General features: G+C 41.2%; 22 protein-coding genes. 16 read left to right on the top strand and 6 right to left on the bottom strand.

Features of this window, described 5'->3' with window-relative positions; all coding sequences use genetic code 11:
• The first annotated feature begins 121 nt into the window (after positions 1 to 121).
• The 3 genes from BQ2679_RS00210 to BQ2679_RS00200 are packed head-to-tail and all read left to right on the top strand — an operon-like array spanning position 122 to position 2741.
• Complete coding sequence (locus BQ2679_RS00210; RefSeq protein WP_075564990.1) at positions 122 to 1180, top strand: AAA family ATPase; 1059 nt, start codon at positions 122 to 124, stop codon at positions 1178 to 1180.
• A gap of 9 nt (positions 1181 to 1189) precedes the next feature.
• Positions 1190 to 1966, top strand: coding sequence for a nicotinamide riboside transporter PnuC (gene pnuC / locus BQ2679_RS00205; protein ID WP_075564988.1), 777 nt, complete (start codon positions 1190 to 1192; stop codon positions 1964 to 1966).
• Between the two features lies 1 nt (position 1967).
• Entirely contained in the window at positions 1968 to 2741 is a 774-nt protein-coding gene (locus BQ2679_RS00200) for an NUDIX domain-containing protein (RefSeq protein WP_142324030.1), read from the top strand.
• A gap of 199 nt (positions 2742 to 2940) precedes the next feature.
• Here the strand turns inward: BQ2679_RS00200 and BQ2679_RS11010 are convergent, their stop codons facing one another.
• The gene (locus BQ2679_RS11010) at positions 2941 to 3171 is read right to left on the bottom strand and encodes a hypothetical protein (RefSeq protein WP_075564986.1); all 231 of its coding nucleotides are present in this window, start codon (positions 3169 to 3171) and stop codon (positions 2941 to 2943) included.
• Positions 3172 to 3464: 293 nt separating this feature from the next.
• Here BQ2679_RS11010 and BQ2679_RS00190 point away from each other — a divergent pair, with 293 nt between their 5' ends.
• Positions 3465 to 4169, top strand: coding sequence for a hypothetical protein (locus tag BQ2679_RS00190; protein WP_075564984.1), 705 nt, complete (start codon positions 3465 to 3467; stop codon positions 4167 to 4169).
• Positions 4170 to 4248: 79 nt separating this feature from the next.
• On the opposite strand, the gene dusB is transcribed toward BQ2679_RS00190, so the two are convergent.
• Together dusB and hslO are read right to left on the bottom strand one after the other, a co-directional pair.
• Positions 4249 to 5229 carry a tRNA dihydrouridine synthase DusB gene (dusB, locus tag BQ2679_RS00185; protein ID WP_075564982.1) on the bottom strand — a complete coding sequence of 327 codons (981 nt, stop codon included), beginning with the start codon at positions 5227 to 5229 and terminating at the stop codon, positions 4249 to 4251.
• Positions 5216 to 6088 (bottom strand): Hsp33 family molecular chaperone HslO, encoded by an 873-nt coding sequence (hslO, locus tag BQ2679_RS00180; RefSeq protein ID WP_075565015.1) that lies wholly within the window; start codon positions 6086 to 6088, stop codon positions 5216 to 5218. Before hslO ends, dusB begins: the two co-directional genes overlap by 14 nt.
• Before the next feature lie 282 nt (positions 6089 to 6370).
• On the opposite strand from hslO, the gene BQ2679_RS00175 reads away from it, so the two are divergent.
• The 11 genes from BQ2679_RS00175 (at position 6371) to BQ2679_RS00125 (ending at position 15868) form a co-directional block, all read left to right on the top strand.
• Positions 6371 to 6502: a teichoic acid D-Ala incorporation-associated protein DltX gene (locus tag BQ2679_RS00175; protein WP_075564980.1), complete on the top strand. Its 132-nt coding sequence runs from the start codon at positions 6371 to 6373 to the stop codon at positions 6500 to 6502.
• A 13-nt stretch (positions 6503 to 6515) separates the two neighbouring features.
• Positions 6516 to 8066, top strand: a complete 1551-nt coding sequence (gene dltA / locus BQ2679_RS00170) for a D-alanine--poly(phosphoribitol) ligase subunit DltA (protein WP_075564978.1) — start codon at positions 6516 to 6518, stop codon at positions 8064 to 8066.
• Positions 8063 to 9307 (top strand): D-alanyl-lipoteichoic acid biosynthesis protein DltB, encoded by a 1245-nt coding sequence (gene dltB / locus BQ2679_RS00165; protein ID WP_075564976.1) that lies wholly within the window; start codon positions 8063 to 8065, stop codon positions 9305 to 9307. Before dltA ends, dltB begins: the two co-directional genes overlap by 4 nt.
• Before the next feature lie 31 nt (positions 9308 to 9338).
• Positions 9339 to 9578, top strand: coding sequence for a D-alanine--poly(phosphoribitol) ligase subunit DltC (gene dltC / locus BQ2679_RS00160; protein WP_000351968.1), 240 nt, complete (start codon positions 9339 to 9341; stop codon positions 9576 to 9578).
• Entirely contained in the window at positions 9571 to 10839 is a 1269-nt protein-coding gene (gene dltD, locus BQ2679_RS00155; protein WP_075564974.1) for a D-alanyl-lipoteichoic acid biosynthesis protein DltD, read from the top strand. The genes dltC and dltD overlap by 8 nt, the downstream gene beginning before the upstream one ends.
• 246 nt (positions 10840 to 11085) lie before the next feature.
• Positions 11086 to 11526: a zinc-dependent transcriptional regulator AdcR gene (gene adcR, locus BQ2679_RS00150; RefSeq protein WP_075564972.1), complete on the top strand. Its 441-nt coding sequence runs from the start codon at positions 11086 to 11088 to the stop codon at positions 11524 to 11526.
• Positions 11526 to 12230 (top strand): metal ABC transporter ATP-binding protein, encoded by a 705-nt coding sequence (locus BQ2679_RS00145; protein ID WP_006147770.1) that lies wholly within the window; start codon positions 11526 to 11528, stop codon positions 12228 to 12230. Before adcR ends, BQ2679_RS00145 begins: the two co-directional genes overlap by 1 nt.
• A complete protein-coding gene (locus tag BQ2679_RS00140; protein WP_075564970.1) occupies positions 12223 to 13029 on the top strand; it encodes a metal ABC transporter permease in 807 nt (268 codons plus the stop codon). The genes BQ2679_RS00145 and BQ2679_RS00140 overlap by 8 nt, the downstream gene beginning before the upstream one ends.
• 10 nt (positions 13030 to 13039) lie before the next feature.
• Entirely contained in the window at positions 13040 to 14539 is a 1500-nt protein-coding gene (locus BQ2679_RS00135; protein WP_075564968.1) for a zinc ABC transporter substrate-binding protein AdcA, read from the top strand.
• Positions 14540 to 14669: 130 nt separating this feature from the next.
• Positions 14670 to 15524, top strand: coding sequence for a VOC family protein (locus BQ2679_RS00130; RefSeq protein ID WP_075564966.1), 855 nt, complete (start codon positions 14670 to 14672; stop codon positions 15522 to 15524).
• A gap of 86 nt (positions 15525 to 15610) precedes the next feature.
• Positions 15611 to 15868 (top strand): metal-sensitive transcriptional regulator, encoded by a 258-nt coding sequence (locus BQ2679_RS00125; protein ID WP_003002739.1) that lies wholly within the window; start codon positions 15611 to 15613, stop codon positions 15866 to 15868.
• Positions 15869 to 15959: 91 nt separating this feature from the next.
• On the opposite strand, the gene BQ2679_RS00120 is transcribed toward BQ2679_RS00125, so the two are convergent.
• From BQ2679_RS00120 to BQ2679_RS00110, 3 genes are read right to left on the bottom strand one after another with little or no spacing between them, the layout of a single operon-like run.
• Entirely contained in the window at positions 15960 to 16256 is a 297-nt protein-coding gene (locus BQ2679_RS00120; RefSeq protein WP_075564963.1) for a rhodanese-like domain-containing protein, read from the bottom strand.
• On the bottom strand, positions 16246 to 17901 hold the full coding sequence (locus BQ2679_RS00115; RefSeq protein ID WP_075564961.1) for an FAD-dependent oxidoreductase: 1656 nt from the start codon (positions 17899 to 17901) through the stop codon (positions 16246 to 16248). Before BQ2679_RS00115 ends, BQ2679_RS00120 begins: the two co-directional genes overlap by 11 nt.
• A gap of 20 nt (positions 17902 to 17921) precedes the next feature.
• Complete coding sequence (locus BQ2679_RS00110; RefSeq protein ID WP_075564959.1) at positions 17922 to 18227, bottom strand: rhodanese-like domain-containing protein; 306 nt, start codon at positions 18225 to 18227, stop codon at positions 17922 to 17924.
• A 530-nt stretch (positions 18228 to 18757) separates the two neighbouring features.
• Between BQ2679_RS00110 and rpoB the strand changes: the two genes are divergently transcribed.
• A complete protein-coding gene (gene rpoB / locus BQ2679_RS00105; RefSeq protein WP_075564957.1) occupies positions 18758 to 22348 on the top strand; it encodes a DNA-directed RNA polymerase subunit beta in 3591 nt (1196 codons plus the stop codon).
• Positions 22349 to 22370: the final 22 nt, after the last annotated feature.

Below are 22370 nucleotides of genomic sequence, written 5' to 3'. Positions count from 1 at the left end.
CAAGAAAAAAATTCTATCATGTAGAAAATATTTTTATAAAAAATAATAAAAAAGTGTTGACGAACAATAGAAGGAGTAGTATGATATAAAATATAAAAATTTATAAAAAGGTTGAAAAGACTTGAAAAAAAAGATAGCAGTGGTTTTTGGAACCTTTGCTCCCTTGCATCAGGGGCATATTGATTTAATCCAAAGAGCAAAACGACAATGCGATGCTGTATGGGTGGTAGTTTCAGGTTATGAGGGAGATCGTGGTGAAGAGGTTGGACTTACACTACAAAAGAGATTTCGCTATATTCGTGAAGCATTTCGAGATGATGAGTTGACCTCTGTTTGTAAACTTGACGAAACCAATATTCCACGCTATCCAATGGGCTGGCAGGAGTGGTTGGATCAGATGTTGCAGGCCATTTCCTATGACCAGACTGGTGAGGAACTAATCTTTTTTGTAGGAGAGTCCGAATACCAACAAGAATTGTCAGAACGTGGTTTCGAGACTGTTCTACAGGAAAGAAAATTTGGAATTTCGGCTACCATGATTCGAGAAAATCCAAGCAAATATTGGAAATATATCGCTCAACCTTTCCGCCGTCAGTTTACGAAAAAAGTGTTGATTATGGGAAGTGCTAGTAATGGTAAAACAACTCTAGCCAAGGATTTAGCTCGCTTTTATGATGCGCCAGTCAGTATGGAGTATGCTCGTGAGTATCAGATAAAAAATAATGTCCGAGATGATGAGCTTATCTCCAAAGATTATTATTACCTTCTTTTGGGCCAATATGATCAAACTTCCAAGTTAATCGATAGCAATGCCAATCGAGGCCTAGTCATTGCAGATACCAACTCACTAGTAACCAAGGGCTACTACGATTACTACATGGAAAGCGAAGAGCAGGAGGACTTGTCCGTAGAGACCTTTGATAATCTCTTTGTTTCCATCTTAGCCAAGGAAAAGTGGGATTTAATCCTCTTTGTGCAACCTATTGGCTCTTATGTCAATGATGGTTTTCGCGACATGACCATGGCAGAAGACCATATCCGTCACAGTTTTTCTCAGCATTTGGATATGATGAGGGAACAATATCTAGCCAATATCCCTCATGTTTATCTAGCTGATGACTATCTAGGAAATTATGAAGCAGCCAAAGTGGCTATCGATGCTATTTACCAAGCAGATTAGGAGAAGAAAATGAAAAAAATAGTAGAAAAAATCACACAATTTATCGAAAACTTTAAAAATGTTCACGCGGAAGCTCGTAAAATTGGTTTTGCAGGAGTTATGCGTTTACTTTGGAATGACCTCTTTGTGGGACGCAGTCTTTTCCAGTGGCTCTATTTGATTGTTTTATCAAGTGTTCCTCTTATTCTGGAGTTTACACAAAACACGGAAAGTCATGACTGGATTGGCCTCTTGGCCTCTTGGACAGGAATTGTCTGCGTTATCTTGGTAGCTGAAGGTCGAGCTAGTAACTATCTTTTTGGAGCTATTAACTCTGCAATTTACTTGGTCTTATCTATGAATGCCACTTTCTACGGCGAAGTTTTGACAACAGTTTATTTCTTTGTCATGCAGCCTATTGGTCTCTATGCTTGGTTGTCTAATCGGATCAATGAACAAGGAAGACCAGAGGAGTCTCACTTTGAAGCTAAGAAACTTGGTCTGGTTGATTGGCTCAAGTACTTGGCCTTGACAGCTATCATCTGGATTGGCATGGGTTTGGCTTACCAAAGTATCCATAGTGCTCGTCCATTCCGTGATAGTGTAACGGATGCGACCAATGGTGTTGGTCAGCTCTTGATGACACGTCTTTACCGTGAGCAGTGGATTTTCTGGATTGCAACCAATCTCTTTAGTATCTACCTCTGGTGGGGTGAAAACATCCATATCCAAGGAATGTACTGGGTCTACACTCTCAATAGTCTAGTCGGTTGGTACCAATGGACTAAGGCTGTCAAGGAGGGATAAGTTGACTGAAACGATAATCCCGGCTGGAATGACAGAGAGAGAATATTTTGAGATTCATGCGACTGAGAAGGAATTTCTAGATTGGTACTGCAAACAGGACCTTCCTCAGTATGAAAAACCGAGCGTGACGGTGGATATGGTAGCTTATTGCTTTTTGGAAGGGAAAATCAAACTCTTGCTAATTCGTCGCAAGGGCCATCCTTATCAAAACTGTTTGGCTTTGGTCGGTGGTTTTATAGATAAGAACGAAGATGCAAGGTATGCTTGTCAGCGTGAAGTGAGAGAGGAGGTTAACCTTGACCTTCCTTTGGAAAAAATCGAACAGTTGATGACAGTATCTACTCCAGGTCGTGATCCGCGGGGCTGGACGGTTACTATCGCCCACTTGGTGTATCTACCTAGCCGCGCACTTGATCTCGTTCAAGCTGGTGATGATGCCAAGGATGTGGTTTTTGTCGATGTTGATTTTCAGACGGGCAAGTGCTTCCTAGAGGGACTAGAGCTGGGGGAGCAAGCCTTCGCCTTTGACCATTATGCCATTATCCAAGAGTCTATTAAACGAATCCAAGGGCGTCTTGACTGGAATCCGACCTTTCTCTATCTGCTAGAGGAGGAATTCACTGTCTATGAAGGAACCGAATTAGTCAATCTCATCAACCCAGGACGACCAATCGTCAGCAATAACTTCCTCGTAAAATACGGTGAGTATATAGAAGAAGTTGGGCTAAAACGAGTGCCTAAAAAGAAACCAAGAAAAACCTATCGATTGAAATAAAAACTTTGGAAGCAGATATCGATAGCCCAAATCTTGGTTTCCTAGTTTCAGTCCTGAGAAGTTTCAACAAGTCCGATGACTGGTTGAGCTTGAGAATAGAGAAAATAAAGTTTGTGTCAAAAGTCAATTCAGCCATCGTGTCAAAGACTTATTAGTCATAAAAAAGCGAGGTCGGGATTTTGTCCCGACCTCTTTTTGTTTAAGGATGTTTATCTTTATTAGAATTGCTCATGATTCGAATGAATAAATCTTTGTATTTATATTTTAAATAATGTTCGTGTAAGTACATTAGAGACACATAAACAATCATGAAAATAGTGGTTAAGTAAAACAAATCAAATGTTGTTTGAGCGTAATGAGTAGCAACCCCATAAGAAGAGAAAGCACCAATAATCAACCAAGGAAGATACTTGTAATAGTTGCTTGACATAAACCTACACCTCCAATATCCTATTTCAATTTTATTATAGCCCTTCAAGAAAAAAATGCAAGCGATTACACCATAAAATATAGGATTCCAGTAGAAAAAATTTTCCTATTTTTTAAAGTCTTTTGCGAATAATAAAAATAGGAGGGCAAAGGAGATAATAAGTGTAGAAAGAGATACTAAAAAATAAATTTAAAAATCTGCTATAAATGATTGACAGATTTAAAAATAAGGACTACAATAACATTACAAAAATATTTCGTAATATTTCAAATATATTACAGAAGGAGTAAGATATGAAAAATAAAACTTCTATTAAATTGATGGCAGCAACTGTATTGGCTTCAACTCTACTTTTGGGAGCTTGCGGAAACAAGAAAGAAAATACTAGCAGTGATAAATCAAACACGACTACTCAAGCTACTTCTAGTAGTAAGGCAAGTTCCTCAGCTAAAGAAAGTAAACCAAAAACAACAACTACTACATCAACTACAGAACAAAACACAAGTGCTTCTGAGCAAAGTTCAAACTCAGGCACTCAAGGACAAGAAACTAAAAAAACAGATAACAGTAAGCAAAGTCAAGACAAACAACCAACCCAAGGGAATAATTCTCAAGCTACTTCAAATCAACAAGCACAAGCGAGTCAGTCTAGTCAAACTGCTCAATCAAGCTATGACCCAACAACTGATCGTAAACTTCATGACAAGCAAGCTGAACACAACAAACGTTATAAAGGCGTCCTAACAATGGTTGATGGAGATTTTTCTGCAGCAGCTGGTAGTTGGAAAGGGGGCAACGGAGAAACTATCACTGTTTCATCTGGAGGCCAATTTACAGTAGAAACTGCTGATGGGAAGAAAGAGAGCTACTCTGTTCAAGGATATTCTTATACCCTTGATGATGGTAAATATAATGCTAAAGTAGGTGGAGGAAAGATCATCCAAATTACAACAGGAGCGGATGGAGCTGTTTCTAATGTCGCTTTGGTTCAACCATAGATATTAGTGTTTTAATATCTCTTCTTACAACAAGAAAACCCGTAATTCATTTTAGTTACGGGTTTTTATTCTATGTTTACTAATCTTTATCTAACTGCAAGAGGGCTTCAATCTCTGCCAGAGTGCTAGCTTGTGAAATGGCTCCACGGAGTTTAGCAGCGCCAGATGTGCCTCGAAGGTAGTGAGGAGCTAGGCCACGGAATTCACGAACTGCGATATTCTCGCCTTTTAGGTCAATCAAGCGTTTCAAGTGCTCGTAGGCGATTTTCAACTTGTCTTCAAAGGTTAAATCAGGGAGGATTTCTCCAGTTTCAAAGTAGTGATTGATCTGATTAAAGAGATAAGGATTCCCCATAGCAGCACGACCGATCATGACTGCATCGGCACCGACTTCTTCGATACGCTGTTTAGCTTCTTGGACAGTGCGGATGTCACCGTTAGCGATGAATGGAATCTTTGTCAGAGCTTGTGCAACCTTATGAAGAGTCTCAAGGTCCGCATGGCCAGTATACATTTGCTCGCGTGTACGACCGTGCATAGCAAGGGCAGAAACACCAGCAGCTTCAGCGGCTAGGGCATTCTCAACTGCTAGGGATGGGTCAGACCAGCCTGTACGCATTTTGACAGTGAGAGGGATATCAAGGACAGATTGGACCTTGTTGATGATAGAGTATATCTTATCAGGGTCTTTGAGCCACATAGCACCCGCCTCGTTTTTCACGATTTTATTCACTGGGCAGCCCATGTTGATATCAACGATATCGGTCTTGGTATTTTCTTGGATAAATTCTGCTGCGCGTGCGAGGCTATCTTCATCACTACCAAAGAGCTGGATAGAAACTGGGTTCTCTCCTTCATCAATATGAAGCATATGAAGAGTTTTCTCGTTGTTGTATTGGATACCCTTGTCAGAGACCATTTCCATAACAACGAGCCCTGCGCCAAGTTCTTTTGCGATAGTACGAAAGGCAGAGTTGGTTACTCCTGCCATGGGCGCTAAAACGGTACGATTGGGAATCTCAACATTGCCAATCATAAAAGGTGTATTAAGATTTGTCACGGATGAGTTCCTCCAGGTCGTTCTCGTCAAAGTTATAAGTTGTTTGGCAGAATTGGCAGATAATTTCAACTCCGTGATCTTCATCCTTCATTTCTTGCAGGTCAGAGCTTGGCAGGCTAGCTAGAGCGTTCATAAAGCGTTCTTTACTGCAGTCGCATTGGAAACGAATTTCTTCTTCGGACAGACGTTTGTAGGCTTCATCTCCGTAGATAGCTTTTAGAAGAGCTTCGATGTGATTCTCACTTTCAAGAAGTGTAGAAATAGCTGGCATTTCTTGGATGCGTTTTTCGAAGCGAGCAATTTCTTCTTCCTTGGCTCCTGGTAAAACTTGGAGCAGGAAACCACCTGCGACCTTGACCTTGTCTTCTTCATCTAAAAGGACATTAAGGCCAACAGCTGATGGTGTTTGTTGGCTTTCTGTCAGGTAGAAAGCAAGATCTTCACCAATTTCTCCAGAGATGAGTGGAGTCATAGAGTTATAAGGATTACCAGTACCGTAGTCAGTAATGACTAGGAATTGACCGTTTCCGACAAAAGGACCTACTAGGACTTCGCCTGTTGCAGTCTTTTTAATGTCAACTCCAGGGTTTTGAACGTAGCCTTTGACGTTACCCTTGGTATCTGCAACTGTGATAATGGCACCGAGGGAGCTAGTTCCAAGAACCTTGACGGTTAGCTTGGTATTTCCTTTTTCGTTGGCAGCGAGAATTTGGCTGGCGATAAGGGTACGGCCAAGCGCTACGGTTGAACTAGCCTGGGTTTGATGTTTTTCTTGAGCAGTGCGGACAGTTTCAGTGCTGTCTAGTACATAAGCACGAAAAGCCCCGCTTTCTGATATAGTTTTAATAATTTTATCCATAGCTACTATTTTAGCATAAAACTGCTTAAAGGGGGAGTGGTGTGTTTGCAAGTCTTTCAAATTGTCCCATTTATAATTGTCAATCTTAGGATGGCAAAGAAACTGGTTTTTTTAGAATATTTTTATCGATATCTTAGCTTTTCTTAAAATATTCTAAAATCAACTTCTAAAAAACAAAAAATAGTTGAAAATAGAAAAAGTAAAGTGGTAAAATGGGAGCAAGATAAAATAGAATTGTAAGTTTGCGAAAATACAATGAAAGTGTACAGAAAAGAATCTAATATGAATAAAAAGAAGAGATACTATGTTTTTTTTGGACAAACTGTCCTGTATTTTATTATTTTACTGGGTTTGCTTTACTTCTTTAGTTACCTTGGTCAAGGTCAAGGCGGCTTTATTTACAATGAATTCTAAAGGAGATCCCTACGTGTCAAACCAACCAATTACTGATATGCTTGAGGCGATTGAGCGTTACGCCCAACTGCAACCAGACTATCCTGTCTACAATGTCCTTGGAGAAGAGTATACCTATGGCCAATTGAAGGCTGATTCAGATAGCTTAGCAGCCCATCTTGACCAAATGGGACTTCCTGAAAAGTCACCTGTTGTGGTCTTTGGTGGCCAAGAATATGAAATGTTAGCAACCTTTGTGGCCTTGACCAAATCTGGCCATGCCTATATCCCAATTGACAGCCATTCTGCCTTGGAGCGCGTGTCTGCGATTGTTGAAGTAGCAGAGCCAAGCTTAATCATCGCCATCAATGAGTTTCCAATTGAAAACCCAGCTACTCCAATCATGTCCTTGGAGCAAGTGCGTGAAGCTTATGCGGCTCAGCATGCCTATGATTTGCAACATCCGGTCAAAGGGGATGATAACTACTACATCATCTTTACTTCAGGGACAACTGGGAAACCAAAAGGGGTACAAATTTCGCATGATAACTTGCTCAGCTTCACCAACTGGATGGTTACAGACAAGGAATTTGCGACGCCAGAGCGTCCGCAAATGTTGGCGCAACCGCCCTATTCCTTTGACTTATCTGTTATGTACTGGGCACCAACTTTGGCTCTTGGAGGAACGCTTTTTGCTCTTCCATCAGCCATCATTCAAGACTTTAAACAACTCTTTGCGACCATCTTTTCTCTTCCGATTGCTATCTGGACTTCAACGCCATCATTTGCAGATATGGCCATGCTGTCTGAAGATTTCAATGCTGAAAAGATGTCAGGTATTACCCATTTCTACTTTGATGGGGAAGAGCTGACTGTTAAAACGGCTCAAAAACTGCGCGAGCGTTTCCCAAATGCTCGCATCATCAATGCTTACGGGCCAACGGAAGCAACAGTTGCTTTGTCGGCAGTTGCTATTACAGATGAGATGTTAGCAACTTTGAAACGTCTGCCAATTGGTTACACGAAAGAAGATTCTCCAACCTTCATCATTGATGAGGCAGGAAATAAATTGCCAAATGGTGAGCAAGGTGAGATCATCGTGTCTGGACCGGCTGTTTCAAAAGGTTATATAAATAATCCAGAGAAAACAGCAGAAGCTTTCTTCGAATTTGAAGGTCTGCCAGCCTACCATACGGGAGATGTCGGAACTATGACGGATGAAGGCCTTCTTCTCTACGGTGGACGGATGGATTTCCAAATCAAGTTTAACGGCTACCGTATTGAGCTAGAAGATGTTTCTCAAAACTTGAACAAATCTCAGTACATTGACTCGGCTGTTGCGGTACCGCGCTATAATAAAGATCACAAGGTTCAAAATCTCTTGGCCTATGTTATCTTAAAAGATGGGGTCAAAGAACAATTTGAGCGCGAGATTGATATTACCAAAGCTATCAAGGAAGATTTGGAAGATATTATGATGTCTTACATGATGCCATCTAAGTTTCTTTACAGAGAGGAATTGCCACTGACTCCAAATGGTAAGATTGATATCAAAGGATTGATTAACGAGGTGAATAATAGATGATGGATTTCCTGAAACAGCTGCCTCATATTGAGCCGTATGGGAATCCGCAGTACTTTGTATACGTGATTACTGCTACTTTGCCAATCTTTATCGGTCTTTTTTTCAAAAAACGCTTTGCCTGGTATGAAATGCTGGTTAGTCTCTTCTTTATAGTCACTATGTTGACGGGAGGCAAGACCAATCAATTAGCTGCCTTGGGTATTTATCTGTGCTGGGAAATATTGCTCCTGCTTTTCTACAAGCACTATCGAAAAAGTAAGGATGGCAAGTGGGTATTCTACCTCGTTAGTTTTCTGTCCCTCCTTCCGATTATCTTTGTAAAGGTGCAGCCGGCTATCAATGGAACGCAGTCTTTGTTCGGGTTCTTGGGAATTTCTTATTTGACCTTTCGTTCGGTGGGGATTATCATCGAACTCAGAGATGGAGTCATTAAGGATTTGAAGATAGGGGAGTATTTGCGTTTTCTTCTCTTTATGCCGACATTTTCAAGTGGTCCTATTGATCGTTTCAAACGTTTTAATGAAAATTATAAGACGATACCAGAGCGCGATGAGTTGCTAGATATGCTAGCCGAGTCCGTTCGGTATATCATGTGGGGATTTCTGTATAAATTTATCCTAGCTCATATTTTAGGCGAGATTTTATTACCACCGCTAAAGAATTTAGCTTTACAAACAGGTGGCGTCTTTAACTATTATGTAGTGGCCATCATGTACACATTTGGTTTGGAACTCTTCTTTGATTTTGCAGGTTACTCTATGTTTGCTATAGCTATTTCAAATCTGATGGGAATTCGTAGTCCTATTAACTTCAACAAACCTTTCTTGTCAAGAGATTTGAAAGAGTTTTGGAATCGCTGGCACATGAGTTTATCCTTCTGGTTTCGTGACTTTGTCTTTATGCGCATGGTCATGGTGATGACGAGAAAGAAGCTTTTTAAGAATCGAAATGTGACCTCAAGTGTCGCCTATATTGTAAATATGCTGATTATGGGGTTCTGGCATGGGATAACATGGTTTTATATCGTTTACGGACTCTTTCATGGAGTGGGCCTAGTCATTAATGATGTCTGGGTTCGAAAGAAAAAAACGCTCAATAAAGAACGGAAAAAAGTAGGGCGACCACCTTTTCCTGAGAACCGTTGGATTCAGTTGCTTGGCATGGTTATAACCTTCCATGTCGTAATGGTTTCATTCTTAATCTTTTCTGGATTTTTGAATGATTTATGGTTTAAAAAATAAATGGAATTAAAAAATAGAAGGAAATTTAAAAATGGATATCAAATCAGAAGTTATTGAAATTATCGATGAATTATTTATGGAAGATGTTTCTGACATGATGGATGAAGATCTTTTCGATGCAGGTGTCTTGGACAGTATGGGAACGGTTGAATTGATTGTAGAAATCGAAAATCGCTTTGATATACGTGTCCCGGTTACAGAATTTGGCCGTGATGATTGGAATACAGCCAATAAAATCGTGGCAGGGATTACGGAGTTAAAGAATGCTTAAACGCCTGTGGTTAATCTTTGGACCTATCTTTGTAGCGGGATTGTTGGTTCTTCTATTGATCTTTTTTTATCCAAGTATAAGAAGCCATAATCTGACGGAGGAGAAATACTCTGCGGCTTCGATAAGTGCAGAAAGCTTCAAGGAGAGAAGTCAAAAAGTAAGAGCCCTTACAGATCCCGATATGCGTTTTGTTCCTTTCTTTGGATCAAGTGAATGGATTCGCTTCGACAGCATGCATCCAGGAGTATTAGCTGAAAAGTACAATCGCTCCTACCGACCTTATTTTATGGGGCAGGCAGGAGCTGCTTCACTTAGTCAGTATTTTGGGATGCAACAAATTACGTCTGAACTTGAAAACAAACAAGCGGTATTTGTAATCTCTCCACAGTGGTTTACAAAAGAGGATCATGACCCGACTATTTTTCAAACTTATTTTAACAATGATCAGTTGACTGCCTTCTTGGAAAATCAATCTGGGGATGTGGCCGCTCAGTATGCGGCTAATAGACTCTTGAAGCAGAATCCAAGCGTACCGATGAAGGGGATTGTTGAGAAGCTAGCTAAGAACGAGCAATTGTCGGACTTTAATCATTCAATTATTACAGCTTCTGCAGAGTTCAATGAAAAACAAGCTGCTCTTTTTGGGCAATTCTTGATTCGAGGTCGATTAGAGTATAAAGATCATATTGAAAAATTTTTGAGCAGTCTCCCAGATCAATTTTCTTATGAAGAATTGGAAAATATCGCTCGAAAAGAGGGTGAAGAAAATACAACCAATAATGATTTGGGAATGGAGAACCATTTTTACAATACTCAGATAAAGAAAGATTTGAAAAAGTGGGAAGGGTATCAAAAAAATTACAACTTTCTCAAGTCTTCTGAGTACAATGATTTGCAGCTAGTGCTCGATCAATTTGCCAAATCCAAGGTGAATGTGCTCTTTGTCTTTCAACCTGTCAATAAAAAATGGATGGATTATACTGGACTGAGTGAGGAAATGTATCAACATTCTGTCGAAAAAATTCGTTACCAGTTGGAAAGTCAAGGATTCACCAATATTGCTGATTTCTCAAAAAACGGAGGTGATCCTTACTTTGTTAAGGATACGATTCATATTGGTTGGTTAGGCTGGCTGGCGTTTGATAAGGTTGTAAATCCTTTTTTAAGTAATCCAACAACAGCACCTATTTACCAAATGAATGATCGATTCTTTAGCCAGGATTGGGCAAATTACGATGGGAATATTAAAGATTTTCAATAAATAGCAAAAGAGCCTGAGCCTTGGTTTGGGCTCTTTGTAATGAATAATTTTTGGTAATGGACAGTGTGGTAGCGGCCTCCTCATTTGAATAAAGGTAAGTAAAAAGAGATCGAGAAGATGAAAACATATTAGGTGTTTTCATCTTTTTTCTTGATTCTTTTTTGGTTTATGATATAATTAACCAGTAAAGAATCTGTGGTGATCTATATTGTTTTAGGAAAAAGATAACTAAGAAAGGGGAAGTTCATGAGACAATTAGCAAAAGACATTGATCATTTTTTAAATGAAGTAATCCTGAAAGCTGAAAACCAGCATGAAATCCTTATTGGCCATTGTACCAGTAATGTGGCTTTGACCAATACTCAGGAGCATATTCTTATGCTTTTATCAGAGGAGTCGCTAACCAACTCTGAGTTGGCGCGCCGTCTCAATGTCAGTCAAGCAGCCGTTACCAAGGCTATAAAATCTTTGATTAAAGAGGGGATGTTGGAGACATCCAAGGATCCCAAGGATGCTCGAGTGATTTTCTATCAATTGACAGACCTGGCTCGACCAATCGCTGAAGAGCACCATCATCATCATGAGCACACCCTCTCGACTTATGAACAAGTTACCAGTCAATTCTCGGCTGAGGAGCAAAAAATTATCCAGCGGTTTTTAACTGCTTTAGTAGGAGAAATCAAGTAATGAGATACATCACAGTAGAGGATTTGTCCTTCTATTATGACAAGGAACCTGTGCTTGAGCATATCAATTACAGTGTTGATAGTGGGGAATTTGTCACCCTTACTGGAGAAAATGGAGCTGCCAAGACGACTCTTATCAAGGCCAGTCTTGGTATTCTACAACCAAGATTTGGCAAAGTTACCATTTCAAAGACCAACACTCGTGGGACAAAACTAAGAATTGCCTACCTTCCTCAACAGATTGCAAGTTTTAATGCAGGATTTCCAAGTACCGTTTATGAATTTGTAAAATCAGGTCGTTATCCAAGAAAGGGCTGGTTCCGTCGTCTAAATGCTCACGATGAGGAACATATCAAGGCTAGTTTAAACTCTGTTGGTATGTGGGAGCATCGGGATAAACGCATTGGCTCCCTCTCTGGTGGGCAAAAGCAGAGGGCTGTTATCGCACGTATGTTTGCTTCAGATCCTGATATCTTTATCTTGGATGAGCCGACGACAGGGATGGATGCGGGAACCAAGGATGAGTTTTATGAACTCATGCACCACAGTGCCCACCATCATGGGAAGGCTGTTTTGATGATTACTCACGATCCTGAAGAAGTCAAGGACTACGCAGATCGTAATATTCACCTGGTCCGAGACCAAGATTCCCCATGGCGTTGCTTCAATGTCCATGAAAGTGACCAGGAGGTGGAGCATGCTTAATCTATTGTCTTATGATTTTATGCAGCGGGCCTTTTTGGCTGTTATTGCCATGAGCCTATTTTCACCAGTTCTGGGGACCTTCCTTATCTTGCGTCGTCAAAGTCTTATGAGTGATACTCTGAGTCACGTCTCGCTTTCAGGGGTTGCCTTTGGCTTGGTTTTAGGAATTTCTCCGACCATCTCAACCATTGTGATTGTCTTGATTGCAGCGGTCTTCCTTGAATACCTACGTACGGTTTATAAAAGCTTTATGGAGATTGGGACAGCCATTCTCATGTCTACAGGACTTGCAGTTTCACTTATTGTCATGAGTAAGGGTAAGAGCTCTAGTTCGATGAGTCTGGATCAGTATCTTTTTGGTTCTATCGTAACCATTAGTCAAGAGCAGGTAATTGGTCTATTTGTCATCGCTGCGGTTGTTTTAATCCTGACCTTCCTCTTTTTAAGACCTATGTATATTCTAACTTTTGACGAGGATACAGCTTTTGTAGATGGATTGCCTGTACGCACCATGTCTATTCTCTTTAACATGGTAACGGGTGTGGCTATAGCCCTCATGATCCCAGCAGCGGGAGCACTTTTGGTATCGACTATCATGGTCTTACCAGCAAGTATTGCTTTACGTCTAGGTAAAAACTTTAGTTCTGTGATGATACTTGCTAGCGCCATTGGTTTTCTAGGCATGGTTGCGGGGCTTTATATTTCCTATTATGCAGAGACACCACCAAGTGCAAGTATCACCATTATCTTTGTAGTTGTCTTTTTACTAGTCAGCTTACTCAAACGTTTTATCAAATAGGAGAAATAAAATGAAAAAACTAAGCCTACTTTTGACAAGTCTTGTGACCTTATTCTTAGTTGCTTGTTCCAATCAAAAACAAGCAGATGGAAAATTAAATATCGTTACAACTTTCTACCCTGTCTACGAATTTACCAAGCAAGTAGCAGGCGACACAGCCAATGTTGAACTCTTAATCGGGGCTGGAACAGAGCCACATGACTATGAACCATCACCTAAGGCAGTCGCTAAAATCCAAGATGCTGATGCCTTTGTTTATGAGAATGAAAATATGGAAACTTGGGTTCCTAAGTTATTAGAATCCCTAGATGCGAAAAAAGTAAAAACCATTAAAGCTACTGGAGATATGCTACTTCTTCCTGGAAGTGAAGAAGAAGACCACGACCATGGTGAAGAAGGTCATCATCACGAGTATGACCCTCATGTATGGTTGTCTCCTGCGCGTGCAATCAAACTTGTAGAACATATCCGTGATAGTCTTTCAGCTGATTATCCAGATAAGAAGGCGACTTTTGAGCAAAATGCAGCAGCTTATATCAAAAAACTACAAGCCTTGGATAAGACCTATAGTGAAGGGCTTTCTAATGCTAAGCAAAAGAGTTTTGTGACTCAACACGCTGCCTTCCGTTATCTAGCTCTAGACTACGGACTTAATCAAGTGTCTATTTCAGGCCTTTCACCAGATGCGGAGCCTTCAGCAAGCCGTTTGGCAGAATTGACCGAGTACATCAAGAAAAACAAAATCTCTTATATCTACTTTGAAGAAAATGCCTCACAAGCCCTAGCTAATACCCTCTCAAAAGAAACAGGTGTCAAGTTAGATGTTCTGAATCCTCTTGAAAGCTTGACAGAAGAGGACATGAAAGCCGGTGAGAATTACATCTCTGTCATGGAGAAAAACCTCAAGGCCCTCAAGCAGACAACTGATCAGGCAGGAGCAGAAATTGAACCGGAAAAAGCAGAGGAAACTAAAACAGTTCATAATGGCTACTTTGAGGATGCCGATGTTAAGGACCGTACCCTGAGTGATTATGCTGGTAACTGGCAGTCTGTCTATCCTTTCCTTGAGGATGGGACTCTTGACCAAGTCTTTGACTACAAGGCTAAATTGACTGGCAAGATGACCAAGGATGAGTATAAGGCCTACTATCAAAAGGGTTACCAAACAGATGTAAGCAAGATTAATATTACAGATAATACTATGGAATTCATCCAAGGTGGCCAAAGTAAGAAATATACTTACAAGTATGTCGGCAAGAAAATCTTGACTTATAAGAAAGGGAATCGTGGAGTACGCTTCCTCTTTGAAGCGACTGATACAGACGCTGGACAATTCAAGTATGTTCAGTTTAGCGACCACAATATCGCTCCGGTCAAGGCAGAACATTTCCATATCTTCTTTGGAGGCACTAGCCAAGAAGCCCTCTTTGAAGAGATGGACAACTGGCCAACCTATTATCCAGATGGCTTATCAGGTCAAGAGATTGCTCAAGAAATGTTGGCTCATTAAAGCGAAACAATCCTTCCTACATGGGGAGGATTTTTCTTGTTTTATCAGCGTTGAGCATCTAGATTGACATTGGCTGAGAAGGGAGTACAATATATGTAATAAAAATAGTTACAACAAAGAGAGGTTTTCTATGGTTTACGAATATAATAGTCAGATTTATTTAGCTGAAGTAGCTTTAAATGTCAAGGACTTAGAAAGCCAGACAGCATTTTATCATCAGTTGCTTGGGTTGGAGATTTTGAATCAATCGGAAAATCAAGTTCTTTTAGGTGCTGGTGGGAAACCACTAGTTCGGCTAATTAAGACAGATGACATTAGTAATCCTAAGCAAAGTTATGGTCTTTATCATATGGCACTTCTTTTGCCGACTCGTGAAGATTTGGCTAATGTTTTCAAACACTTATTAGACTTAAAGATTCCATTAGTTGGTGGAGCTGATCATGGCTATAGTGAGGCTATCTACCTAGAAGACCTGGAGGGTAATGGCATAGAACTTTACAGAGACAAGCCTGAGGCAGAATGGGATATTCGTGAGGATGGCCGTATTATTGGGGTCACAGAAGAGTTGTCTGCCCAAGATATCTACCAACTAGGAAAAGAAATCGAGCCTTTTGTGATTGCAAAAGGCACTAGCATGGGGCATGTTCACCTATCTGTAAAAAATAGTCGAGAAGCGAGTGTGTTCTACCAAGAGTCTCTTGGTCTTGAGGATAAATTCACGATTCCACATGCCAGTTGGATAGCATCAGGGGCTTACCATCACCATTTAGCTGTTAATGAATGGGGTGGTAAAGATTTAGCTCGACGTGAAAATAGCATGGCAGGTCTTGCTTACTATGTGGTTGAAGTTGAGAATAAAGAGGAGTTGTTGAAAGTATTTGCTCAATCTCAAACTAACAAGGCGATAACTAAGTGGTTTTCGTCTGCAGAATTCAGCGTGACTGACAAAGATGGTATTGTTACGCGAGTTAGAGTAGAGAACTAGGAGGCTTTATCTTTAAGAGAAGTGATACTTTTGACAAAGGGCTTTATTAGAGATATAATGTAAAAAAATCGTTTAAGGATAAAGATATGACAAAATCAAAGTACATTACACGCCTCAAACGCTCAGAGGGTCAATTGCGGGGTATCCAAAAAATGATGGAGGAAGAGCGGGATTGTGTCGATATCATCACCCAATTAACAGCAGTTCGTTCAAGCGTTGATCGTATTATTGAGTTGATGATAACCGAGAATTTAACAGCTTGTATTAATGAACCTTTAGGCGACCCTCAAGCGCAGAAGGAAAGATTGGAAAAGGCAGTTAAATACTTGATTAAACGGAAGTAACAGAATAAAGGCTTACTTGAAAAGTTGATAGAATAGTAAAAGAGCAGTTGGTTTTCTTTAGAGTAAACCAACTGCTCTTTTTGTATTTGATTTATTCTACATCACCGGGCCAGGCATTCATGCCACCTTCTACATTGGTAACGGTGAGGCCTTGGGCGCTGAGAAATTGACAGGCAGAGGCAGAGCGCACTCCTCCTTGACAGATGACATGGTATTCATGGTCAGGTTTGAGTTCTTTGTAGCCTTGCTCCAAGGTACTTAACGGAAGGTTTTTGGCACCTGGTACATGTCCTGCTTGGAATTCATGTACTTCACGGACATCGATAAGATCTAGATGTTCATTTTGATATTTTTCATAAAAGTCAGCCATGCTGATATTAGTTAGCATATTCTACTCCTTCTGGATTAGCCATTTTGTATAGTGAATAAGCGCCGTCAAGGTTTTGGACTGTAAATCCTGCTTGCTTGAGGATCCGCTCTGCGATATAGCTGCGCAAACCACTGTGGCAGCTAACGATGTAGGCTTGGTTCTTGTCTAGTTCATCCAAGCGTTCCCGTAGTTCGTTTAGGGGGATGTGGATGGTGTCAACCTTAAGTCGACCACTTTGGAATTCGCTACTGGTCCGTACATCCAGGAATTTCTTGCCAGTAGCTATTTCATCTTCTAGCTGGTACCACTGTATATTGTCGCTCAGACCTTCGATAAGGTTCAAGGCTGCGTATCCCAGCATATTTACTGGATCTTTGGCAGAGCCAAATGGCGGTGCATAAGTAAACTCTAACTCTGGCAAGTCAAAGACGGTGAGATTTGCCTTGATAGCAGTTGCTAGGATATCAATTCGCTTGTCAACACCTTTCTTCCCAACTCCTTGGGCACCATAGATTTCTCCAGTGGTTGGGTCGAAGAGGAGCTTCAAGGTCATATCAGTAGCACCTGGATAATAACCAGCGTGGTCTTTCCCACTGACATGAAGTGCCTTATAAGGAAGTTGGTTCATGCTAAGGATACGTTCGCTGAGACCAGTCGAAGCCGCTGTCATATCAAAGGCACGAACAATAGCAGTACCAATACTACCCTTGTTTTTGCGCTCCATTCCAGCAATTACGTCTGCCACTTGACGTCCTTGACGGTTTGCAGGAGAAGCTAGAGAAATGAGGGCGTCTTGCCCTGTGATTTCTTGTTTGACGATGATGGCATCCCCAACTGCAAAAATACCTTTTTGACTGGTTTCGTAGTTTTCATCTACCAAGATTCCACCACGAAGTCCCAGTTCAATACCTGCAGCTTTGGCCAGACCGTTTTCAGGTTCAACACCGACAGAAAGGATGGTGAGGTCAGAAGTAATCTTTTGACCATTTTCGAGAACGATGATTTTTCCTTGTTCTTCAAATCGAGTCGCAGATTGGGAAGTGATAACACGAACGCTGTTTTTAACCAATTCTGCTTGGACAAAGGCTGCCATTTCTTGATCTAATGGTGGCAAGACATGAGGAGCTTTTTCTACGATGGTGACATGCAAGCCACGTTTTGCCAGGTTTTCAGCCATTTCAAGCCCGATAAAACCTGCACCGATGACGACAGCTTCTTTTGGATGATTTTCCAAGGCTGCCATAATTTCATCGAGATCAGGAACATTGCGGAGCGTGTAGGCATTCTTAGCTTCTGCCAAGCCATCAATGGCAGGAACAAATGGCTTAGCTCCTGGAGAGAGAATCAGCTTATCGTAGCTTTCTGTGAATTCCTGTCCATCATGTCGGACAGTGACAGTGTGATTGTCTGGAGAAATCTGGACGACCTCGTGAAATGGTCGCACATCAAGATTAAACCGTGCTTTGAGACTTTCAGGAGTTTGGACTAATAAGCTGTCACGACTTGCAATTTCTCCTGAAACATAGTAAGGAAGTCCGCAGTTTGCAAAGGAAACAAAGGGACCTTTCTCAAAAATAGTGATTTCAGCGTCTTCTATGAGACGTCTGAGACGGGTTGCTGCAGACATGCCGCCTGCAACTCCTCCAATGATGATAATTTTCATTAATTTTCTCCCTTTTTGTTCTATATGATCTTACCTGTCCAAGCGCTCATACCACCTCGGACGTTGATAACATCATAGCCTTTTTTCTTGAGCTTTTTAGCAGCCATCTTGCTTCGAACACCAGAATGACAAATGACATAAAGTGTTTCATTTGTCGCAGGTGTGTAAGCTCCGATTTCGGTTAGAGGAACATTCTTGGCGTTTTTGATATGGCCTCTAAGGAACTCCGTAGGCGTCCGCACATCCAGTAGCTGAATTGGTTCCTTGAGTTTAGCTTCTAATTCGCTGGTAGAAATACTATCAATTTTTGTAAATAAGTAAAACATAGGTACCTCCAATATACCCTTATGGGGTATATTAAACCACTAAGCAAGGCTTTTGTCAAGTAAGTTGAATTGATTAGTATTATTTCCTTTTCAGTATACAAGATACCAACTTACAAACTAAAGAGTTGGTTGATAGGTTAATGAATAGAACCTGTCTTATTTATTTAACAACTACTTGTCTAGAAAATTACCTTTTCAGAAAACGAAGACCATCTATACTAAAGTAAGAAAAAACAAGCAAAGCCCTTGAAAAATCAGAGCAAATCAGGTATAATATGAGTAATCATTTGTCGTAGGTTTTGTCTGAAATATTGTCCAGACAAGGCTCACAGCAGTTAAATCTTCTTACAAAAGTCAGATTTAGCTGCTCTTTTTGTGCTTTTTTTCAGTATTTTTTCCATCTGTAACAGAGATTTAAAGATTCTGAAAATTACCTAGAAGGATAAGGTGATAGGGGTTTGTTAACCATCTAACGATAATCAAAGGTCTAGTTAATTAGGCTTGGAATTTTAACTAAAAGGAGAATCATCTTGGCAGGACATGACGTTCAATACGGGAAACATCGTACCCGTCGTAGTTTTTCAAGAATCAAAGAAGTTCTTGACTTACCAAATTTGATTGAAATTCAAACAGATTCATTTAAAGATTTCCTAGATCATGGTCTTAAGGAAGTGTTTGAAGACGTATTGCCAATTGCAAACTTTACAGAAACTATGGAGTTGGAGTTTGTTGGCTACGAAATCAGAGAACCAAAATACACGCTAGAGGAAGCACGTATCCATGATGCTAGCTACTCTGCGCCAATCTTTGTAACTTTCCGTTTGATTAACAAAGAAACTGGCGAAATCAAGACTCAAGAAGTCTTTTTTGGAGATTTCCCAATCATGACTGAGATGGGTACCTTCATCATCAATGGTGGTGAGCGTATCATTGTATCACAATTAGTTCGTTCTCCTGGTGTTTACTTTAACGACAAAGTAGACAAAAACGGTAAAGTTGGTTACGGTTCAACTGTTATCCCTAACCGTGGAGCGTGGTTGGAACTTGAAAGCGACTCAAAAGACATTGCCTACACTCGTATTGACCGTACTCGTAAAATTCCGTTTACGACCTTGGTTCGTGCGCTAGGTTTCTCAGGCGATGATGAGATTTTCGATATCTTTGGTGATAGCGAGTTAGTTCGCAATACAGTAGAAAAAGATATCCATAAGAATCCTGCGGACTCTCGTACTGACGAAGCCTTGAAAGAAATCTACGAACGCCTTCGTCCAGGTGAGCCAAAAACGGCTGAGAGTTCACGTACCTTGCTTGTAGCTCGTTTCTTTGATCCACGTCGTTACGACTTGGCTGCAGTTGGACGTTACAAGATTAACAAGAAACTCAATATCAAGACTCGCTTGCTCAATCTTACGATTGCAGAGCCATTGGTAGATCCTGAAACTGGTGAAATCTTGGTAGAAAAAGGGACTGTCATGACTCGTGATGTTATCGAGAGTATCGAAAGTCACTTGGATGGCGACTTGAATAAGATTGTCTATACACCAAATGATTCTGCTGTATTGACAGAGCCGGTAGTTCTTCAAAAATTCAAGGTAGTTGCGCCGACTGATCCAGACCGTGTTGTAACTATAATTGGTAATGCAAATCCAGATGACAAGGTTCGCGTAGTGACTCCTGCAGATATTCTTGCTGAGATGAGTTACTTCCTTAACTTGGCTGAAGGTATCGGACGTGTGGACGATATCGACCACCTTGGGAACCGTCGTATCCGTGCAGTTGGTGAATTGCTTGCTAACCAAGTTCGATTAGGACTTTCTCGTATGGAACGTAATGTTCGTGAGCGTATGTCAGTTCAGGACAATGAAGTGTTGACACCTCAACAAATCATCAACATTCGTCCTGTAACGGCCGCAGTTAAAGAGTTCTTTGGTTCATCACAGTTGTCACAGTTCATGGACCAACACAACCCACTATCAGAATTATCACACAAACGTCGTTTGTCTGCCTTAGGACCTGGTGGTTTGACACGTGACCGTGCAGGATACGAAGTACGTGACGTGCACTACACTCACTATGGTCGTATGTGTCCGATTGAGACCCCTGAAGGACCAAACATCGGTTTGATCAATAACTTGTCTTCATATGGACACCTTAACAAGTATGGCTTCATTCAAACTCCATACCGCAAGGTTGACCGTGCAACTGGTAAAGTAACTAACGAAATCGTTTGGTTGACTGCCGATGAAGAAGATGAATACACAGTAGCTCAGGCTAACTCTAAATTGAACGCAGATGGAACTTTTGCTGAAAAAGTTGTCATGGGACGCCACCAAGGGGTTAACCAAGAATATCCAGCATCAAGCGTTGACTATATGGACGTTTCTCCTAAACAGGTAGTTGCCGTTGCGACAGCATGTATTCCTTTCTTGGAAAACGATGACTCCAACCGTGCCCTCATGGGTGCCAACATGCAACGTCAGGCTGTTCCGTTGATCGATCCTAAAGCACCTTTCGTAGGTACTGGTATGGAATACCAAGCAGCCCACGACTCTGGAGCTGCGGTTATTGCGCAACATGGCGGTAAGGTTACTTATGCGGACGCTGACAAAGTAGAAGTCCGCCGTGAAGATGGTTCTCTGGATGTTTACCACATCCAAAAATTCCGTCGTTCAAACTCAGGTACTGCTTATAACCAACGTACCCTTGTTCGAGTTGGTGATGTCATCGAAAAAGGTGACTTTATCGCTGATGGACCTTCTATGGAGAAAGGTGAAATGGCGCTTGGACAAAACCCAATCGTTGCCTACATGACATGGGAAGGTTACAACTTCGAGGATGCCGTTATCATGAGCGAACGCTTGGTGAAAGACGATGTTTATACATCTGTTCACCTCGAAGAATACGAATCAGAAACACGCGATACAAAGCTTGGGCCTGAAGAAATCACTCGTGAAATTCCAAACGTTGGTGAAGATGCCCTTAAAGACCTTGACGAGATGGGTATTATCCGTATCGGTGCTGAGGTTAAAGAAGGGGATATCCTTGTAGGTAAAGTAACACCTAAGGGTGAAAAAGATCTTTCAGCTGAAGAACGTCTCTTGCACGCTATCTTCGGAGACAAGTCCCGCGAAGTTCGTGATACGTCACTTCGTGTGCCACACGGTGCTGATGGTGTCGTTCGAGATGTCAAAATCTTTACACGTGCAAACGGTGATGAATTGCAATCTGGTGTGAATATGCTTGTTCGCGTATACATCGCTCAAAAACGTAAGATTAAGGTCGGAGACAAGATGGCGGGACGCCACGGAAACAAAGGGGTTGTCTCTCGTATCGTTCCTGTAGAAGACATGCCTTACCTTCCGGATGGAACTCCAGTCGATATCATGTTGAACCCACTTGGGGTACCATCACGTATGAATATCGGTCAGGTTATGGAGCTTCACCTTGGTATGGCGGCTCGTACTCTTGGCATTCACATCGCAACGCCTGTCTTTGACGGAGCAAGTTCAGAAGATCTTTGGGACACTGTTAAAGAAGCAGGTATGGATAGTGATGCTAAGACGATTCTATACGACGGGCGTACTGGTGAACCATTTGACAACCGTGTGTCAGTTGGTGTCATGTACATGATCAAACTCCACCACATGGTTGATGATAAATTGCACGCACGTTCAGTCGGACCATACTCAACCGTAACGCAACAACCGCTCGGAGGTAAAGCTCAGTTTGGTGGACAACGTTTCGGTGAGATGGAGGTTTGGGCGCTTGAAGCCTACGGTGCTTCAAATGTCCTTCAAGAAATCTTGACTTACAAGTCTGACGATATCAACGGACGTTTGAAAGCTTATGAAGCTATTACAAAAGGAAAACCAATTCCAAAACCAGGTGTTCCAGAATCATTCCGAGTTCTTGTAAAAGAATTGCAATCTCTTGGTCTTGACATGCGTGTCCTTGACGAAGACGATCAAGAAGTGGAACTTCGTGACCTTGATGAAGGAATGGACGAAGATGTCATCCACGTAGATGACCTTGAAAAAGCCCGCGAAAAAGCAGCTCAAGAGGCAAAAGCAGCCTTTGAAGCAGAAGAAAAAGCAAAAGCGGAAGCTACTGAACAAGAATAAGTAGTTCACTTATAATAGAAAG

It is taken from the genome of Streptococcus timonensis (assembly GCF_900095845.1).
GTDB lineage: Bacteria > Bacillota > Bacilli > Lactobacillales > Streptococcaceae > Streptococcus > Streptococcus timonensis.
The sequence above is the reverse complement of the archived record's forward strand: the minus strand, read 5'-3'. Positions and strand labels throughout refer to the sequence as shown.

Excerpts from the sequence above, each read along its gene's own strand:
- pnuC (WP_075564988.1), top strand. The coding sequence starts at position 1,190 with ATGAAAAAAATAGTAGAAAAAATCACACAATTTATCGAAAACTTTAAA.
- BQ2679_RS11010 (WP_075564986.1), bottom strand. The coding sequence starts at position 3,171 with ATGTCAAGCAACTATTACAAGTATCTTCCTTGGTTGATTATTGGTGCT.
- BQ2679_RS00190 (WP_075564984.1), top strand. The coding sequence starts at position 3,465 with ATGAAAAATAAAACTTCTATTAAATTGATGGCAGCAACTGTATTGGCT.
- hslO (WP_075565015.1), bottom strand. The coding sequence starts at position 6,088 with ATGGATAAAATTATTAAAACTATATCAGAAAGCGGGGCTTTTCGTGCT.
- BQ2679_RS00175 (WP_075564980.1), top strand. The coding sequence starts at position 6,371 with ATGAATAAAAAGAAGAGATACTATGTTTTTTTTGGACAAACTGTCCTG.
- dltB (WP_075564976.1), top strand. The coding sequence starts at position 8,063 with ATGATGGATTTCCTGAAACAGCTGCCTCATATTGAGCCGTATGGGAAT.
- dltC (WP_000351968.1), top strand. The coding sequence starts at position 9,339 with ATGGATATCAAATCAGAAGTTATTGAAATTATCGATGAATTATTTATG.
- dltD (WP_075564974.1), top strand. The coding sequence starts at position 9,571 with ATGCTTAAACGCCTGTGGTTAATCTTTGGACCTATCTTTGTAGCGGGA.
- adcR (WP_075564972.1), top strand. The coding sequence starts at position 11,086 with ATGAGACAATTAGCAAAAGACATTGATCATTTTTTAAATGAAGTAATC.
- BQ2679_RS00145 (WP_006147770.1), top strand. The coding sequence starts at position 11,526 with ATGAGATACATCACAGTAGAGGATTTGTCCTTCTATTATGACAAGGAA.
- BQ2679_RS00140 (WP_075564970.1), top strand. The coding sequence starts at position 12,223 with ATGCTTAATCTATTGTCTTATGATTTTATGCAGCGGGCCTTTTTGGCT.
- BQ2679_RS00135 (WP_075564968.1), top strand. The coding sequence starts at position 13,040 with ATGAAAAAACTAAGCCTACTTTTGACAAGTCTTGTGACCTTATTCTTA.
- BQ2679_RS00130 (WP_075564966.1), top strand. The coding sequence starts at position 14,670 with ATGGTTTACGAATATAATAGTCAGATTTATTTAGCTGAAGTAGCTTTA.
- BQ2679_RS00125 (WP_003002739.1), top strand. The coding sequence starts at position 15,611 with ATGACAAAATCAAAGTACATTACACGCCTCAAACGCTCAGAGGGTCAA.
- BQ2679_RS00120 (WP_075564963.1), bottom strand. The coding sequence starts at position 16,256 with ATGCTAACTAATATCAGCATGGCTGACTTTTATGAAAAATATCAAAAT.
- BQ2679_RS00115 (WP_075564961.1), bottom strand. The coding sequence starts at position 17,901 with ATGAAAATTATCATCATTGGAGGAGTTGCAGGCGGCATGTCTGCAGCA.
- BQ2679_RS00110 (WP_075564959.1), bottom strand. The coding sequence starts at position 18,227 with ATGTTTTACTTATTTACAAAAATTGATAGTATTTCTACCAGCGAATTA.